General features: G+C 62.0%; 12 protein-coding genes. 8 read left to right on the top strand and 4 right to left on the bottom strand.

Annotation, left to right across the window (positions count from 1 at the left end; genetic code table 11):
- The first annotated feature begins 266 nt into the window (after positions 1-266).
- The 3 genes from cysD to cysQ are packed head-to-tail and all read left to right on the top strand — an operon-like array spanning position 267 to position 3,914.
- Complete coding sequence (cysD, locus tag EB235_RS27320; protein WP_027034286.1) at positions 267-1,172, top strand: sulfate adenylyltransferase subunit CysD; 906 nt, start codon at positions 267-269, stop codon at positions 1,170-1,172.
- A 2-nt stretch (positions 1,173-1,174) separates the two neighbouring features.
- Positions 1,175-3,112: a sulfate adenylyltransferase subunit CysN gene (cysN, locus tag EB235_RS27315; RefSeq protein WP_027034287.1), complete on the top strand. Its 1,938-nt coding sequence runs from the start codon at positions 1,175-1,177 to the stop codon at positions 3,110-3,112.
- Positions 3,113-3,122: 10 nt separating this feature from the next.
- Positions 3,123-3,914, top strand: a complete 792-nt coding sequence (gene cysQ, locus EB235_RS27310) for a 3'(2'),5'-bisphosphate nucleotidase CysQ (protein WP_027034288.1) — start codon at positions 3,123-3,125, stop codon at positions 3,912-3,914.
- Positions 3,915-3,927: 13 nt separating this feature from the next.
- On the opposite strand, the gene EB235_RS27305 is transcribed toward cysQ, so the two are convergent.
- The 4 genes from EB235_RS27305 to EB235_RS27290 all read right to left on the bottom strand — a co-directional run bounded on the left by EB235_RS27305 (position 3,928) and on the right by EB235_RS27290 (position 7,927).
- A complete protein-coding gene (locus EB235_RS27305; protein ID WP_027034289.1) occupies positions 3,928-5,070 on the bottom strand; it encodes a DegT/DnrJ/EryC1/StrS family aminotransferase in 1,143 nt (380 codons plus the stop codon).
- Between the two features lie 263 nt (positions 5,071-5,333).
- A complete protein-coding gene (locus EB235_RS27300) occupies positions 5,334-6,257 on the bottom strand; it encodes a carbohydrate kinase family protein (RefSeq protein ID WP_027034290.1) in 924 nt (307 codons plus the stop codon).
- Positions 6,254-6,700 (bottom strand): RbsD/FucU family protein, encoded by a 447-nt coding sequence (locus EB235_RS27295; RefSeq protein WP_027034291.1) that lies wholly within the window; start codon positions 6,698-6,700, stop codon positions 6,254-6,256. Before EB235_RS27295 ends, EB235_RS27300 begins: the two co-directional genes overlap by 4 nt.
- A complete protein-coding gene (locus EB235_RS27290; RefSeq protein WP_027034292.1) occupies positions 6,701-7,927 on the bottom strand; it encodes an ROK family transcriptional regulator in 1,227 nt (408 codons plus the stop codon).
- Positions 7,928-8,196: 269 nt separating this feature from the next.
- On the opposite strand from EB235_RS27290, the gene EB235_RS27285 reads away from it, so the two are divergent.
- The 5 genes from EB235_RS27285 (at position 8,197) to glgB (ending at position 16,106) form a co-directional block, all read left to right on the top strand.
- Complete coding sequence (locus EB235_RS27285; RefSeq protein ID WP_430515894.1) at positions 8,197-9,174, top strand: sugar ABC transporter substrate-binding protein; 978 nt, start codon at positions 8,197-8,199, stop codon at positions 9,172-9,174.
- 163 nt (positions 9,175-9,337) lie between these two features.
- Complete coding sequence (locus tag EB235_RS27280; protein WP_027034294.1) at positions 9,338-10,399, top strand: ABC transporter permease; 1,062 nt, start codon at positions 9,338-9,340, stop codon at positions 10,397-10,399.
- Positions 10,400-10,401: 2 nt separating this feature from the next.
- On the top strand, positions 10,402-11,184 hold the full coding sequence (locus EB235_RS27275; protein ID WP_027034295.1) for an ATP-binding cassette domain-containing protein: 783 nt from the start codon (positions 10,402-10,404) through the stop codon (positions 11,182-11,184).
- A gap of 132 nt (positions 11,185-11,316) precedes the next feature.
- A complete protein-coding gene (locus EB235_RS27270) occupies positions 11,317-13,785 on the top strand; it encodes a glycogen/starch/alpha-glucan phosphorylase (RefSeq protein ID WP_027034296.1) in 2,469 nt (822 codons plus the stop codon).
- A gap of 107 nt (positions 13,786-13,892) precedes the next feature.
- A complete protein-coding gene (glgB, locus tag EB235_RS27265) occupies positions 13,893-16,106 on the top strand; it encodes a 1,4-alpha-glucan branching protein GlgB (protein ID WP_027034297.1) in 2,214 nt (737 codons plus the stop codon).
- Positions 16,107-16,125 lie beyond the last annotated feature (19 nt).

Genomic DNA, 16,125 nt, shown 5'->3' with positions numbered 1-16,125 from the left:
CACGTTCTCCCGAGCAATTTTTTTCCTGCATTTCTCCGGGCGAAGGCCTTGCGAACAGAAATTTCCGGGTTCTGGCGAAAGCATGGAAAATTCATTCTCGAACCGGCCCCTGCCGGGCTTGTCTTGCATTGTTCTGCCGTGCGCCGATCTGCTAGAACGCCCGCACGAAACATGTTGTCCAGAAGCGAAGCTTGAATCGGCCATAAAGGCCCCATCATTTGACGCAAGGTCTTCTGCGAGAAAGCACGAGAGAACGCTCACAGTCGATGACAATAGCGCTTACGCATCTGCAGCGGCTTGAAGCCGAATCCATTCACATCTTCCGCGAGGTTGCGGCAGCCTTCGCCAAGCCGGTCATGCTCTATTCGGTCGGCAAGGATTCATCCGTGCTGATGCATCTGGCGGTGAAGGCGTTTTATCCGGCCAAGCCGCCGTTCCCGTTCCTTCATGTCGACACGACGTGGAAATTCCGCGAGATGATCGCATTTCGCGATCAGATGGCACAAAAACTCGGCTTCGACCTTTTGGTTCATGTCAACGAAGACGGCGTGCGCGACAACATCAACCCGTTCGATCACGGTTCGAACACCCACACCCATGTGATGAAGACCGTGGCGCTGCGCCAGGCGCTCGACAAATACGGTTTCGACGCCGCTTTCGGTGGCGCCCGCCGCGACGAGGAAAAATCACGCGCCAAGGAGCGCATATTCTCTTTCCGTAATGCCCAACATGTCTGGGATCCGAAGAACCAGCGGCCCGAAATGTGGAAGATATTCAACACGCGCATCGCAGCGGGTGAATCGATCCGCGTCTTCCCGCTGTCGAACTGGACCGAGCTCGATATCTGGCAGTACATTCTGCAGGAGAATATCCCCATCGTCCCGCTTTATTTCGCCAAGGAACGGCCGGTGGTGGAACGCGACGGGATGCTGATCCTCAAGGACGACGACCGTATGAAACTGCGCCCCGGTGAGACAGTCGAGAACCGGCTGGTCCGGTTCCGCACTTTGGGCTGCTATCCGCTCACTGGCGCTATCGAATCCGATGCCGATACGCTCGAAGCCATCGTCGGCGAGATGCTGACCGCGCGTACCTCCGAACGGCAGGGGCGCCTGATCGACCGCGATGAAGCCGGGTCCATGGAAAAGAAGAAGCGCGAGGGGTATTTCTGACCATGCGCCACATCATGGCAAAAAGCCTCGCACCCACCGACAGCGTCCGTGACTATCTGGCGGCACAGGAGAAGAAGTCGCTGCTACGCTTCCTGACCTGCGGTTCGGTCGATGATGGCAAGTCGACGCTGATCGGGCGCCTTTTGTCCGACACCAAGCAGATCTTCGAGGATCAGCTTGCCGCGCTCGAACGCGATTCGCGCAAGCATGGCACCACCGGTGACGACATCGATTTCGCGCTGCTGGTCGACGGCCTCGAGGCTGAGCGTGAGCAAGGCATCACCATCGACGTCGCCTACCGCTTCTTCGCCACGCCGAAGCGCAAGTTCATCGTCGCCGACACCCCGGGCCACGAACAATACACCCGCAACATGGCGACCGGCGCCTCGACCGCCGATCTGGCGATCGTGCTGATCGATGCCCGGCAAGGTGTGCTGCGCCAGACCAGGCGCCATTCGATCATCGCCTCGCTGCTCGGCATCCGCCACATCGTGCTGGCCGTCAACAAGATCGATCTCGTCGATTTCGATCAAGCGGTTTTTGACCGGATCGTCGAAGAATACCGGCAATTCTCGCGTGATCTCGGCTTCCAGACCATCGCGCCGATCCCGATGTCGGCCCGCTATGGCGACAACGTCAGCAGCCGCTCGCAGAACATGAAGTGGTATTCCGGCCCGACGCTGATCGAGCACCTTGAGACCGTTTCGGTCGAAGAGGCTGCCGTCGAGCAGCCGTTCCGTTTTCCGGTGCAATACGTCAATCGCCCCAATCTCGATTTCCGCGGTTTTGCCGGCACGATCGCCTCCGGCGCCATCGCGCAAGGCGACGAGGTCGTTGTCGCCAAATCCGGCAAGTCGTCGCATGTCAAACGCATTGTCGCTTATGGCGGCGATCTTAAACAGGCGGTGGCCGGCCAGGCTATCACGCTCGTTCTTGACGACGAGGTCGAGGTCTCGCGCGGCAACATGCTGGTTTCGCCGGCCGCCCGGCCGCAGGTCGCCGACCAGTTCGCCGCCAACATCGTCTGGTTCGACGAACATGCGCTGCTGCCCGGCCGTTCCTACATCCTGCGCACTGAAACCGACCAGACCAGCGCCACCGTCACCGACCTGAAATACCGCATCAACGTCAACGACTTCGCCCATGAGGCTGCCAAGTCGCTGGAGATGAACGAAGTCGGCATCTGCAACATCTCGACGCGGGCGCCGATCGCCTTCGATCCCTTCGCCGAAAATCGGACCACCGGCGCCTTCATCCTGATCGACCGCATCAGCAACGCCACGGTCGGCGCCGGCATGATCCTGCATTCGCTGCGTCGTGCCGAAAATATCCACTGGCAGTCGCTCGATGTCGGCAAGCGCGTGCGCGCCGACATGAAGAACCAGCGGCCAGCGGTGTTCTGGTTCACCGGGCTTTCGGGTTCCGGCAAGTCGACCATCGCCAATTTGTTCGAGAAGAAGCTGTTCGCCACCGGCCGCCATACGTACATCCTGGACGGTGACAATGTGCGTCACGGTCTCAACCGCGATCTCGGCTTCACCGACGCCGATCGCGTCGAAAACATCCGCCGGGTCGCCGAAGTGGCCAAGCTGATGGCTGATGCAGGACTGATCGTCATTGTCTCATTCATCTCGCCGTTCAGTGCCGAGCGGCGCATGGCCAGGGAATTGATGGCCGATGGTGAGTTCATCGAGGTGTTTGTCGACACGCCCTTCGAGGAATGCGCCAGGCGAGATCCCAAGGGCCTCTATGCCCGTGCGCTGAATGGCGAGATCAAGAACTTCACCGGTGTCGATTCGCCTTACGAAGCGCCGGAAAAACCGGAAATCCATCTGAAGACGCTCGGCAGATCGGCGGAAGAGATGGTAGACGCCCTGGAACACTGGCTGAATGAGCGTGACATTGCCGAAGACCAATATGACAACGGCGGCGGCATCTGACGACAGGCCGATGCTCGACATCTTCGAGCGGCTGGCCCTTGCCGCCGGGCGCGAGGTCATGCGCGTGTTCCACGCCGGCTGCGCGGTCGACCACAAATCAGACGCCTCGCCGGTGACCGAGGCGGATCGCGAGAGTGAGAAGATCATTCTCGCCGGACTGCGCATCGCATTTCCCGACATTCCCTGCGTGGCTGAGGAGGAGGCCGCGGCTGGCATCATGCCGATCGATCTTGGCAACACCTTCTTCCTCATCGATCCGCTCGACGGCACCAAGGAATTCGTCAATCGCCGCACCGATTTCACCGTCAACATAGCGCTTGTCCGCCATGGCGTGCCGGAAGTCGGCGTCGTCTTCGCACCCTGCACTGGCCGCTTCTTTTCCGGCCTGCCGGGCAGGGCGGAAGCCCTCGAAATCGATGCCGACTACCAGATCGTCGCGCGCCGGCCGATTTCGGTAAGAACAGCAGCTGCACCGCTCGCCGTGGTTGCCAGCCGCTCCCACAACACGCCGGAAACCGAAGCCTATATTCGCGACCTCGGTAGCGCCGAGATCGTCTCGGTCGGCTCCTCCTTGAAATTCTGCCTGCTCGCCAGTGCCGAGGCGGACGTCTATCCGCGCTTCGGCCGCACCATGGAATGGGACACGGCCGCCGGCGACGCGGTGCTGCGCGCGGCGGGCGGCACGACACGCACGCTGGATGGCAAACCCCTGGTCTATGGCAAACGCGACCAGGCCGATGACGAGGATTTCGCCAATCCGCATTTCATCGCCAGCGGCAGGGCAGGGGCCAGCCCCGCCTGAAAGCGGCTGCCGATTACTCGGCCGCGGCCTGCGCCGAGTTCGAGCCGATGTAGTTGCGGATCGTCTCTATAATCCGGTCCTGGTCGTCTTCGCTGAGATAGGCGTGCATCGGCAGGCACAGGATGCGCTTCGGCAGGTCTTCCGACACGGCAAGACCGGTCGGCGTGCGCGGGTAGTCGCGATAGGCAAGCTGGGCATGCAGCGGCTTGACGTAGTAGATGACCGACGGAATGCCCTTTTCACCGAGATGCGCCTTCAGGCCATCGCGCTTGGGCGTTTCGATGGCGTACTGCGCCCAGGCCGAGCGGCTGCCATCGAGGTTGCGGGCAGCGGCAACGATGTCGCCCAACCCTTCTGCGTAACGGTTTGCCACTACCTGGCGCGCCACCATCTCGTCTTCGAGAATGGCGAGTTTTTCGATCAGAATGGCCGCCTGGATCGTGTCAAGCCGCGAATTGATGCCGACGCGGACATTGTCGTATTGCGTCTCGCCCTTGCCGTGGAAGGCGAAGGATCTGAGCTTGTCGGCCAGCGCGTCATCGTTGGTGAACATCGCGCCGCCGTCGCCGTAGCAGCCAAGCGGCTTGGCCGGATAGAAGCTGGTCGAGCCGACATGGCCGAAGGCACCGCACATCTTGCCGTCAAGCGATCCGCCCATCGACTGGGCGGCATCCTCGATCACCAACAGATCTTCGCGTTTGGCAATGGCCATGATGGCGTCGTAGTCAGCGGCAAGGCCGAACAGGTCGACCGGGATGATCGCCTTCGGCTTCAACCGGCCTTCCTTCTTGATCATGGCGATGGCCGCCTCTAGGCTGGCAATGTCGATGTTGTAGGTATGAGGATCGACATCGACAAACACAGGTTCCGCCTTGGCGAGCGCCACCACTTCGGCGGTGGCCGCGAAGGTGAAGCTCGGCACGAACACCGCGTCGCCCGGGCCAATGCCGGCGGCAAACAGCGGCAAAAGCAGCGCATCGGTGCCGTTGGCGCAGGCCACGACATGCTTGGTGCCGATATAGGCGGCAAGCTTGTTCTCGAATTCGGTGACCTGCGGCCCGAGGATGTAGCGGCCCTCTTCGACGACACGGTCGATCGCGGCCTTCAGCCGGTCGCGGATGCGTTCGCGCTGCGCGCCAAGATCAATGAACTGCATGTCGGCCTCAAAAAACGGTTCGAACCAGGCGGTTTAGCCAGATAACGGCCCGCTGGTACCAGAGTTGCGCCTGCCGAGAAAGCCGGGCAGCCAAGGCCACCAATTGCCTGGATATCTCAGTCTGTTACCGATGACTTCATGCGGATCTTGGCGAGATGCCGGAAATCCGGGCTTCGTCGGTCGCAATTGTGCCTTTATAGTCCCACGGAGCGGTCCTGCGAAACATAAAGTGATCGGCTGGCTCAACTTAAGTTGAGCGTTGCTCAGGTGATTTCATGCCGCCACGGCGGATTGGCACCCGCGCGTGACACGGTCACGGCCGCTGCCTTGGCACCAAGCGCCAGCGCCTTGCGGATGGCGTCCTGTGTAAGACCGGCGATGTCCGTCTTGGTCAGCAGGCCCTGTTCATGCAGGGAGGCGAGGATGCCGGCGTTGAACGTATCGCCCGCGCCGACCGTGTCGACCACCTCGACTTTTTCCGGCATTACGGTGACAGCGTGGTCCTTGGTGTAACCGACAGCGCCTTCGCTGCCATGCGTTACGACGATCAGCTTGGGGCCGCGGTCGAGCCAGTTGCGGATGACATCCTCGTGCGAACCGGCTTCGCCGAACCAGTTCAGGTCTTCGTCCGACAGTTTCACGATGTCGGCCATCGCCATCATGGCGCGGATGCGCCTGAGATGCTTTGCCTTGTCCGGGATGAAGTTCGGCCGGATGTTGGGATCGAGCATCATGACGCGGCTTGCATGCTCGCGCTTCATGAACTCCTCATAGGCACTGCCGGCGGGCTCTGAAATCAGGCTGATGGCGCCGAACAGCATGGCTTCGATCTCGTTGCCGAGCGTTGGCAGGTCATCGATGGTCAATAGGCGTCCAGCGGTGTTCTCGTCGTAGAAGGTGTAGGTCGCCTGGCCGTTGGTGAGCTTCACGAAGGCCAGTGTCGTTGGCCGTAGCGAGGTGTGGGCATAGGTGGAACTGACCTTGCTTGCGCCCAGTGCGTCCCTGAACTGGCCGCCGAACAGATCCGACGACAGGCCCGAAAAAAAGCCAGCCGGCGCGCCCAGCCGGCCAAGCGCGATGGCCGTGTTGAACACGGCGCCGCCGACATAAGGAGCAAAGGCCGGCTCACCTTGCGTCGTGGTGCGCGGCAGCATGTCGATCAGGGCTTCGCCGCAGCAAAGGATCATGGTTTTCTGGTCTCCGGCGGATAGATCACGCCCTTGCGGATGATGATGTTGGCGTAAAGCCGCGGCTCGCTTGTCGCGACGATGGCATGCGCCGATTTGACCCGTGCATAGAAGTCGGCGCCGGCCAGTGCAACCACCTTGCGGCCCGGCGCGCGTTTGGCACAGATCGCCTCGATCTCATGATGGACGGGATCGGCACGCGACGGGTCGCCCTTCACGGATGCGCGAAACAACGCTTCCGGCACCGCGTCGTCCACCGGCAGGACGCTCAGGATCGCGTCGAGCACTGGAATGAGTGCATGACCGTCGGCGCGGATCAGGCGTCTTGCCTGCTCCTCGGCCGGATAGTTTCCGTCGACAAGGGCGATCTCATCGCCATGGCCCATGGCGCGTAATGTCGCCAGAAGCTCCGGACCGAGCAGCGCCGGGATTCCGATCAGCATTCAGGCGCTCCTGGAAATCGTCGTCGAACCGATGAGGAAGCGTTCCGAAAGCGGCAGGCTGGCGCCGCCGAGCGCCCGGGCATGGATGCCGACGGTTCCCTCGCGAACGGGAGGAAGTTTCAGGCCTTCGCCGTCGATGGTGGCGATGGCCGCGATGATGGCATCGACCAGCCGGCGGCGCACCGCCTTCGGCATCCAGCCGTCGATCACCGCCGCTTCGAAATCGATGACCGAGGATGCGGCGACAATGGCATAGGCAAGTGCCTGTGAGGCGCTGGCGATCCAGTCGTCGAGTTCGGAGCCTATCTCGCCCCAGTCCTCGGGCGATGTCCACAGATGCGAGGCCTCGACGCCACGGGCATTGAGCGCCTTTTCCAGCATGGCGATCGACGCCACGTCGATCAGCTGGGTCGGCTTGCCGTCCGGTCCGGGCACGGGCATCGAGCCGAGCGCGCCAGCATTGCCGGTTGGCCCGCCGAACAGCCGGCCGTTGAGCACGATGCCGCCGCCGGCGAAGGCGCCGATATAGAAATAGACGAAGTCGCGCGCGCCGCCCGCCTGGCCGAAGACGAGCTCGGCGCCGCAGGCCGAGGTGGCGTCATTTTGCAGATAGACCGGAAACTCACATTGCCCCTGGATGTCGGCCCTGATGTCGCGGTGGCGCCATTCGTCCATGACGTCGCGCGGCGCGCCGGCGGTGTCGGCCCAGTTCCACAGTTCGAACGGCATGGCGATGCCGAGCCCGGCGATGCGCTTGTCCTGCGCCGGTGTCAGTTCGCCGCGCATCTTCTTCATGCCTGATGTGACGAATTCCACCGTCTCGCGCGGTGCCGGATAGCGATAGGAGTGCTGCAGCATCGCGCGCACATGGCCAAGGAAATCGATCAGCACCAGTTCCGCGCTGCGGCGGCCGATCTTGAGGCCGATGAAGAAGGCGCCCTCGGGGTTGAGCGCCATCGGTATGGAGGGCTGGCCGATCTTGCCGCGCAGCGGCGCCTGGCGAACGAGCAGGCCTTCTTCCTCCAGTTCGCGCATGATCACCGAAACCGTCTGCGCCGAAAGTCCGGTCATACGGGCGATGTCGGATTTCGCCAGGCTGCCGTGCTGGCGCACCAGCGAGAGCACCAACCGTTCGTTGTGGTCGCGCATGCCACTCTGGTTGGTGCCGCGGTGAATCAGGCTGTCATTCGCTTCGGGCGAACCGTGCCTCGCAATGGCGGTCTCCACCCTGTTCCTCCCGTCGTTTCTTCTCGATGCTTTTGGGCCAGAATGGGTGAACGGCACAAGGCTGTCAATAATAAATAAGAGTGATTTAATTATTGACAGAACTCCCGCTCTGGTGTCTGTTGAAGCAGCGTCCACGCTGGGAGAAATTCGTTGGATGCGCTGTGGATGTCGGTTGGCCGGCATCCGGAATTGGTTCCACTGGGAGGAAAATCGTGACCAATACAAAACTGTTGAAGTCCACCGTCTTTGCGGCGGCGGCCCTGGGCCTGATGGCGTTTGCCTCGTCCGCATCCGCGGCCGGTGTCGGCGCTTGCCTGATCACCAAGACCGATACCAATCCCTTCTTCGTCAAGATGAAGGAAGGCGCGACCGCAAAGGCCAAGGAACTCGGCGTCGACCTCAAGACCTACGCCGGCAAGATCGACGGCGACAGCGAGAGCCAGGTCGCGGCGATCGAAAGCTGCATTGCTGACGGCGCCAAGGGTATCCTGATCACCGCATCCGACACCAAGGGCATCGTGCCGACCGTGAAGAAGGCGCGTGATGCCGGCTTGCTGGTGATCGCGCTCGATACGCCGCTCGACCCGATCGACGCGGCCGATGCAACCTTCGCCACCGACAATCTCGAGGCCGGTAAGCTGATCGGCGCCTGGGCCGCCGCGACGCTCGGCGACAAGGCCAAGGACGCCAAGATCGGCTTCCTTGACCTGACGCCTTCGCAACCGACCGTGGACGTTCTGCGCGACCAGGGCTTCATGATGGGTTACGGCATCGACGTGAAGGACCCCAACAAGATCGGCGACGAAACCGATCCGCGCATTGTCGGCCACGACGTCACCAACGGCAATGAGGAAGGCGGCCGCAAGGCGATGGAGAACCTGCTTCAGAAGGACTCCGGCATCACCGTCATCCACACCATCAACGAGCCGGCCGCTGTCGGTGCTTACCAGGCGCTCAAGGCCGTCGGCCTTGAAAAGCAGGTGCTGATCGTCTCGGTCGACGGTGGCTGCCCCGGCGTGAAGTCGGTTACAGAAGGCGTGATCGGCGCGACATCGCAGCAATATCCGCTGCAGATGGCGGCGCTCGGCATCGAGGCGATCGCTGCTTTCGCCAAGGACGGAACCAAGCCGAAGCCGACCGAAGGCAAGAACTTCTTCGACACCGGCGTCAACCTGGTGACCGACAAGCCGGCCACTGGCGTGAAGTCCATCGACACCAAGGAAGGCCTCGCCAAGTGCTGGGGCTGATGCCGGTCTGACTGGCAACAAAACAACCGAAACGGCCGGGGGGACTTGATCCCCGGCCGCTTCGGGTGGACGATGGGTCGCGTGACCGCGAACAATCCCGGCGATAGACCGGAAAGGCGTGGACGGGCGTCAGCGATTGGCTGACCCCTCACGGGGAGGAAACATGGCTCAAGCTCAGGAATTCGAGAAGGTTCTCTCGAGCAGCGACACCAGCGTCGCCGCTTTTGACGAGCACAAATCGGCCGTCAAGCGCATCCAGCATTTCCTGCATTCGACGCCGGCCGCTGTGCCGCTGATCGTGCTGGTCCTGTCGATCGTCATCTTCGGTATCGCCATCGGTGGACGTTTCTTTTCGTCCTACACGCTGACACTGATCCTGCAGCAGATCGCCATCATCGGCATTCTGGGTGCCGCGCAGACGCTGGTCATCCTGACTGCCGGCATCGACCTGTCGATCGGCGTGATCATGGTTATTTCCGCCGTGATCATGGGCAATTGCGCGGTCAGTTACGGTATGCCGGCCATCCTCGCCGTGACGATCGGGCTCGCCGCCGGTGCGGCCTGCGGGCTGCTCAACGGGCTGCTGGTCGCTTATATGAAGCTGCCGCCCTTTATCGTGACGCTTGGCACCTGGAACATCGTCATGGCGACGAACTTCATCTATTCGGCCAATGAGACGATCCGCGACACCGACGTCGACGCCCAGGCGCCGCTGCTGCATCTCTTTGCACTGAGCTTCAAGATCGGCACGGCGGTGCTGACGCTTGGCGTCATCGCCACGGTCGTGCTGGTTCTGATCCTCTGGTACGTGCTCAATCACACGGCATGGGGTCGCCATGTCTACGCCGTTGGCGATGACCAGGAAGCGGCGAAGCTGTCGGGCATCCAGACCAAGAAGGTGCTGATGACGGTCTATACCCTTGCCGGGCTGATCGCCGCTTTCGCTGCCTGGGTCTCCATTGGCCGCAACGGCTCGATCTCGCCTTCGGCCGCCGTGACCGACTACAATCTGCAGGCCATCACCGCGACGGTGATCGGCGGCATTTCCCTGTTCGGCGGGCGCGGCTCGATCCTGGGCACGCTGTTCGGCGCGATGATCGTCGGCGTCGTCTCCATGGGCCTCAACATGCTGGGCGCCGATCCGCAGTGGAAAGTGCTGCTCACCGGCGTGCTGATCATCGGCGCCGTGGCGATCGACCAATGGATCAGAAAGGTTTCGGCATAATCATGACCCAGGAACCCATCCTTACCGCGCGCGGTCTGGTCAAACGCTATGGTCGCGTCACCGCCCTCGACAATGCCGACTTCGACCTTTATCCCGGCGAAATCCTCGCCGTCATCGGCGACAATGGCGCCGGCAAGTCATCGCTCATCAAGGCGATTTCCGGCGCGGCCGCGCCGGACGAAGGCGAGATCCGGCTCGAAGGCAAACCCGTCGCCTTCAAGTCGCCGATGGAGGCCCGCGAAGCCGGCATCGAAACGGTCTACCAGAACCTGGCGCTGTCGCCGGCGCTGTCGATCGCCGACAACATGTTCCTCGGCCGTGAGATCCGCAAACCCGGCTTCCTCGGCCAGTGGCTGCGCATGCTCGACCGCCCGGCGATGGAAAAACGTGCCCGCGACAAGCTCACCGAACTTGGCCTGATGACCATCCAGAACATCAGCCAGGCGGTGGAGACGCTCTCCGGCGGCCAGCGCCAGGGCGTGGCGGTGGCGCGCGCCGCTGCCTTCGGCAGCCGGGTTGTGATCATGGACGAGCCGACGGCTGCCCTCGGCGTCAAGGAGAGCCGCCGCGTGCTCGAGCTGATCCTCGACGTCAAGAAGCGCGGACTGCCGATCGTGCTGATCTCGCACAACATGCCGCATGTCTTCGAAGTGGCCGACCGCATCCACATCCATCGCCTGGGCCGTCGACTCTGCGTCATCGACCCCAAGCAGTATACGATGTCCGATGCCGTTGCCTTCATGACCGGAGCAAAGGCCCCCCCGGAGGCAGCGCTGGCAGCCTGACTGCCAAGTTGCCGCAGGCGCTCCTGATTGCGGAATCGCCTAAATCGATTGAACATCCTGAAAGATGCGCTAGCATGGGCTGGGAGGATTGACGAAAGCCGGTATGATCGGGGCAACCGCACGAGAGGCAGCATGACGCGCGCGATGACATCCGAAACCCTTCCCCCACTGCTCGAAAATCCTGATCCGAAGACGCTCGCAAGAGAAGTTCTGATGGCCCTCAAATACAGGGTCGGCAAGGACACCACCGTCGCGACCCAATATGATTGGCTGACTGCCTCGATCAAGGTCGTGCGCGACCGCATCATCGATCACTGGATGGAGGCGACCAAGGAAGCCTACGACCAGCAGGAAAAGCGGGTTTACTACCTGTCACTGGAATTCCTGATCGGGCGCCTGATGCGCGACGCCTTTTCCAATCTCGGCCTGATGGAGAGCATGCGCGAAGCGCTGTCCTCGCTCGGTGTCGACCTCGACCTGATTGCGGCACTGGAGCCGGATGCCGCGCTCGGAAATGGCGGCCTCGGCCGGCTCGCCGCCTGCTTCATGGAAAGCATGGCGACAGTCGACATCCCCGCCCACGGCTACGGCATTCGCTACGCCAACGGCATGTTTCGCCAGGAAATCCACGATGGCTGGCAGGTCGAACTGCCCGAGACCTGGCTCGACCACGGCAATCCGTGGGAGTTCGAGAGGCGTGAGCGCTCCTTCGATGTCGGCTTCGGTGGCTCGGTGGAATCGGTGACGTCGAAGGCCGGCCGGCTCGAGCGCCATGTCTGGAAGCCGACCGAGCACGTCCTGGCCGTCGCCTACGACACGCCGGTCGTCGGCTGGCGGGCGAACCGCGTCAACACGCTGCGGCTGTGGTCGGGCATGCCGGTCGATCCAATCCTGCTCAGCAAGTTCAACGCCGGCGACCACATTGGCGCGCTGGCCGAAAGCAACAAGGCTGACGCGCTGTCGCGCGTTCTCTACCCCGCCGATTCACATATGGCCGGCCAGGAACTCAGGCTACGCCAGGAATATTTCTTCTCCACAGCCTCGCTGCAGGACATCGTCCAGCGTCATCTCAGCCAATATGGCGACCTGAAATCGCTGCCCGACAAGGCCGCGATCCATCTCAACGACACCCATCCGGCGATCGCGGTGCCGGAGCTGATGCGGCTCTTGATGGATGTCCACGGCATGGACTTCGATCTTGCCTGGGATGTCACCAAGCGCACCTTTGGCTACACCAACCACACGCTTCTACCCGAGGCGCTCGAAAGCTGGCCGGTGCCGCTGTTCGAGCGGCTTTTGCCGCGCCATATGCAGATCGTCTACGCCATCAACGCGCAGGTGCTGCTCGAAGCCCGCGCTACCAACCAGTTCTCGGACGAACAGATCAGCCGCATTTCGCTCATCCAGGAGAATGGCGACCGTCGGGTGCGCATGGGCAATCTCGCCTTTGTCGGCTCGCATTCGATCAACGGCGTCTCGGCGCTGCATACCGAGCTGATGAAGGAAACGGTGTTCGCCGACCTGCACAAGCTCTATCCTGATCGTATCAACAACAAGACCAATGGCATCACGCCGCGGCGCTGGTTGATCCAGTGCAATCCGGGGCTGACGTCGCTCGCCCGCGAAGCGATCGGCGACCGTTTTCTCGACGATATCGAGGCGATCAAGGGGCTCGACACCTTTGCCGATGACAGCGCGTTTCGCGACAAGTTCGCCGCCGTCAAGCGGCAGAACAAGGTGCGGCTGGCCAATCTCGTCGCCGATCGGCTCGGCATCAAGGTCGACCCTTCGGCCCTGTTCGACATCCAGGTCAAGCGCATCCACGAATACAAGCGCCAGCTTCTGAACATCCTCGAGGCAATCGCGCTTTACGACCAGATCCGCTCGCATCCCGAGCGTGAATGGATGCCGCGCGTGAAATTCTTCGGTGGCAAGGCCGCGCCCAGCTACCACAACGCTAAGCTGATCATCAAACTCGCCAACGACGTTGCCAAGGTCATCAACGGCGATCCGTCAGTGCGCGGTCTGCTGAAGGTGGTGTTCGTGCCGAACTACAATGTCAGCCTGGCCGAAGTGCTGATGCCGGCCGCGGATCTCTCCGAGCAGATCTCGACCGCCGGTATGGAAGCGTCGGGCACCGGAAACATGAAGTTCATGATGAACGGCGCCTTGACCATCGGCACGCTCGATGGCGCCAATGTCGAAATGAAGGAGCACGTCGGCGACGACAACATCTTCATCTTCGGCCTCACCACCGCCGAGGTCGCCGAGCGGCGCAACAACGGCTACAATCCGCGCGCCGTGATCGAAGCATCACCCGAATTGGCGCAAGCCCTGGCCGCTGTTTCGTCGGGCGTCTTCTCGCCCGATGACCCCAACCGCTACCGCGACCTCATCAACGGTCTCTACGACAGTGACTGGTTCATGGTTGCCGCCGATTTCGACGCCTATACCGCCGCCCAGCGCGAGGTCGATGCCGTCTGGCGCAACAGTCCGGACTGGTATGCCAGGGCAATCCGCAACGTCGCGCGCGTCGGCTGGTTCTCGTCCGACCGCACGATCCGCCAATACGCGAAAGAAATCTGGAACGTGCCCGCCTGATGTGATTGCATGGAGGCCACGAACAATGTGGTCCCGGTGATGTGAATTGAATGTCAGTTCACATCACCAGAAATAAACACCTGGTGCCCGGGGAGGGACACTGCCTGATGACGAAGCCGCGCGCGACCGCTGCGACAAGCGGGCCGGACGGACTGGCGCCAGCCAGCGATGTTGCGGCGATTGTCGCCGGCACGCACGGAGATCCGTTTGCGGTCCTTGGTGTCCATGAGGTCGGCAAGAGCCTGTTTGCCCGCTGCTTTGTTCCGCATGCCGAGACCGTCACCGCCTATACGCTGACGGGCATCGCAGCCGGTGAGCTGTCGCGGCGAGACGATGTCGGCTTCTTCGAAGGCAAATTGTCGATCAAGAAGCGGCAGCCGCTGCGCTACCACGCGCGCAATGCCGGCGGTGACTGGTGGCTGACCGATCCCTATTCGTTCGGCCCGGTGCTCGGTCCGATGGATGACTATTACATCGCCCAGGGATCGCACCTCAGGCTGTTCGACAAGCTTGGCGCGCATGTCATCGATCACGAGGGCGCCACCGGCGTGCATTTCGCCGTATGGGCTCCCAATGCGCGGCGCGTCTCGGTGGTCGGCGATTTCAACGACTGGGATGGCCGCCGCCACACGATGCGCGATCGCCGTGACACCGGCATCTGGGAACTGTTCGTGCCCGACATCGGCGCCGGGCGACCCTACAAGTACGAGATCATTGGGCCTGATGGCGTCAGACTGCCGCTGAAGGCCGATCCGTTTGCGTTCAAATCCGAACTGCGTCCGGCCACGGCTTCGGTTGTTGCCGTGCCGCCGGCGCATGAGTGGGGCGACGAGGCGCACCGCAATTTCTGGCGCAATGCCGATCACCGCCGAGAAGCCATTTCGATCTACGAAGTCCACGCCGGTTCCTGGCAGCTTCGCGACGACGGTACGTTCCTGTCATGGGACGAAATGGCTGATCGGCTGATCCCCTATGTGGTCGAGACAGGCTTTACCCACATCGAATTCATGCCGATCTCCGAGCATCCCTATGACCCGTCCTGGGGTTATCAGACAACCGGGCTTTACGCGCCATCGGCCCGTTTTGGCGATCCGGACGGCTTTGCCCGTTTCGTCGATGGTGCGCACCGCGCCGGCGTTGGCGTCATCCTCGACTGGGTGCCGGCGCATTTCCCGGTCGACGCGCATGGCCTGGCCCATTTCGACGGCACCGCGCTCTATGAACATGCCGATCCGCGCAAGGGCTTCCATCCCGACTGGAACACCGCGATCTACAATTTCGGCCGTCGCGAGGTGGTGTCGTTCCTGGTCAACAACGCGCTGTTCTGGGCCGAGAAATATCATGTCGACGGGCTGCGCGTCGATGCGGTCGCCTCGATGCTTTATCTCGATTATTCGCGCAAGGCCGGCGAATGGATCCCCAACGAAAAGGGCGGACGCGAGAACCTCGAAGCGGTCTCCTTCCTGCAGAAGATGAACAAGGAGGTCTACGGTCACCATCCGGGCGTCATCACCATCGCCGAGGAATCGACATCATGGCCGAAGGTTTCGGCGCCGGTGCATGAAGGGGGGCTCGGCTTCGGCTTCAAGTGGAACATGGGCTTCATGCACGACACGCTGGAGTATTTTGCCAAGGAGCCGATTTTCCGCAAGCACCACCACAATGATCTGACCTTCGGCCTGACCTACGCCTTCTCCGAGAATTTCGTGCTGCCGCTTTCGCATGACGAGGTCGTGCACGGCAAAGGCACGCTGCTGGGCAAGATGGCCGGCGACGATTGGCAGAAATTCGCGACCTTGCGTGCCTATTACGGCTTCATGTGGGGCTATCCCGGCAAGAAGCTCTTGTTCATGGGGCAGGAGTTCGCACAACGTCGCGAATGGAGCGAGGCGCGCGCGCTCGACTGGAACCTGCTGGATTTCCGCCCGCATCGCGGCGTCTGGCAGACGGTGCGCGATCTCAATTACCTCTACCGGTCGCGCCCGGCGCTGCACGGCCGCGACTGCGAGCCGGAAGGGTTTTCCTGGCTGATCGTCGACGACAGCCAGAATTCGGTTTTCGCCTGGGTACGCAACGCGCCGGGCGGCAGCCCGGTGGCCGTCATATCCAACTTCACGCCGGTGCCGCGTGACAATTATCGCGTGCCGCTGCCGAAGGCCGGCAAGTGGCGCGAAATCATCAACACCGACGCTTCTGAATATGGCGGCTCCGGTATGGGCAATGGCGGCATGGTCGAGGCAAAGGCGGAGGGCAAGGGGATCTCGGCAACGATGCTTTTGCCGCCGCTGTCGACGATCATGCTTGAACTTGTTGCCGACTGAGCCCGGCAAGGCCGAGCAC

Source organism: Mesorhizobium loti R88b, from assembly GCF_013170845.1.
GTDB classification, from domain to species: domain Bacteria; phylum Pseudomonadota; class Alphaproteobacteria; order Rhizobiales; family Rhizobiaceae; genus Mesorhizobium; species Mesorhizobium loti_B.
This window is presented reverse-complemented; position numbering and strand designations above follow the sequence as displayed.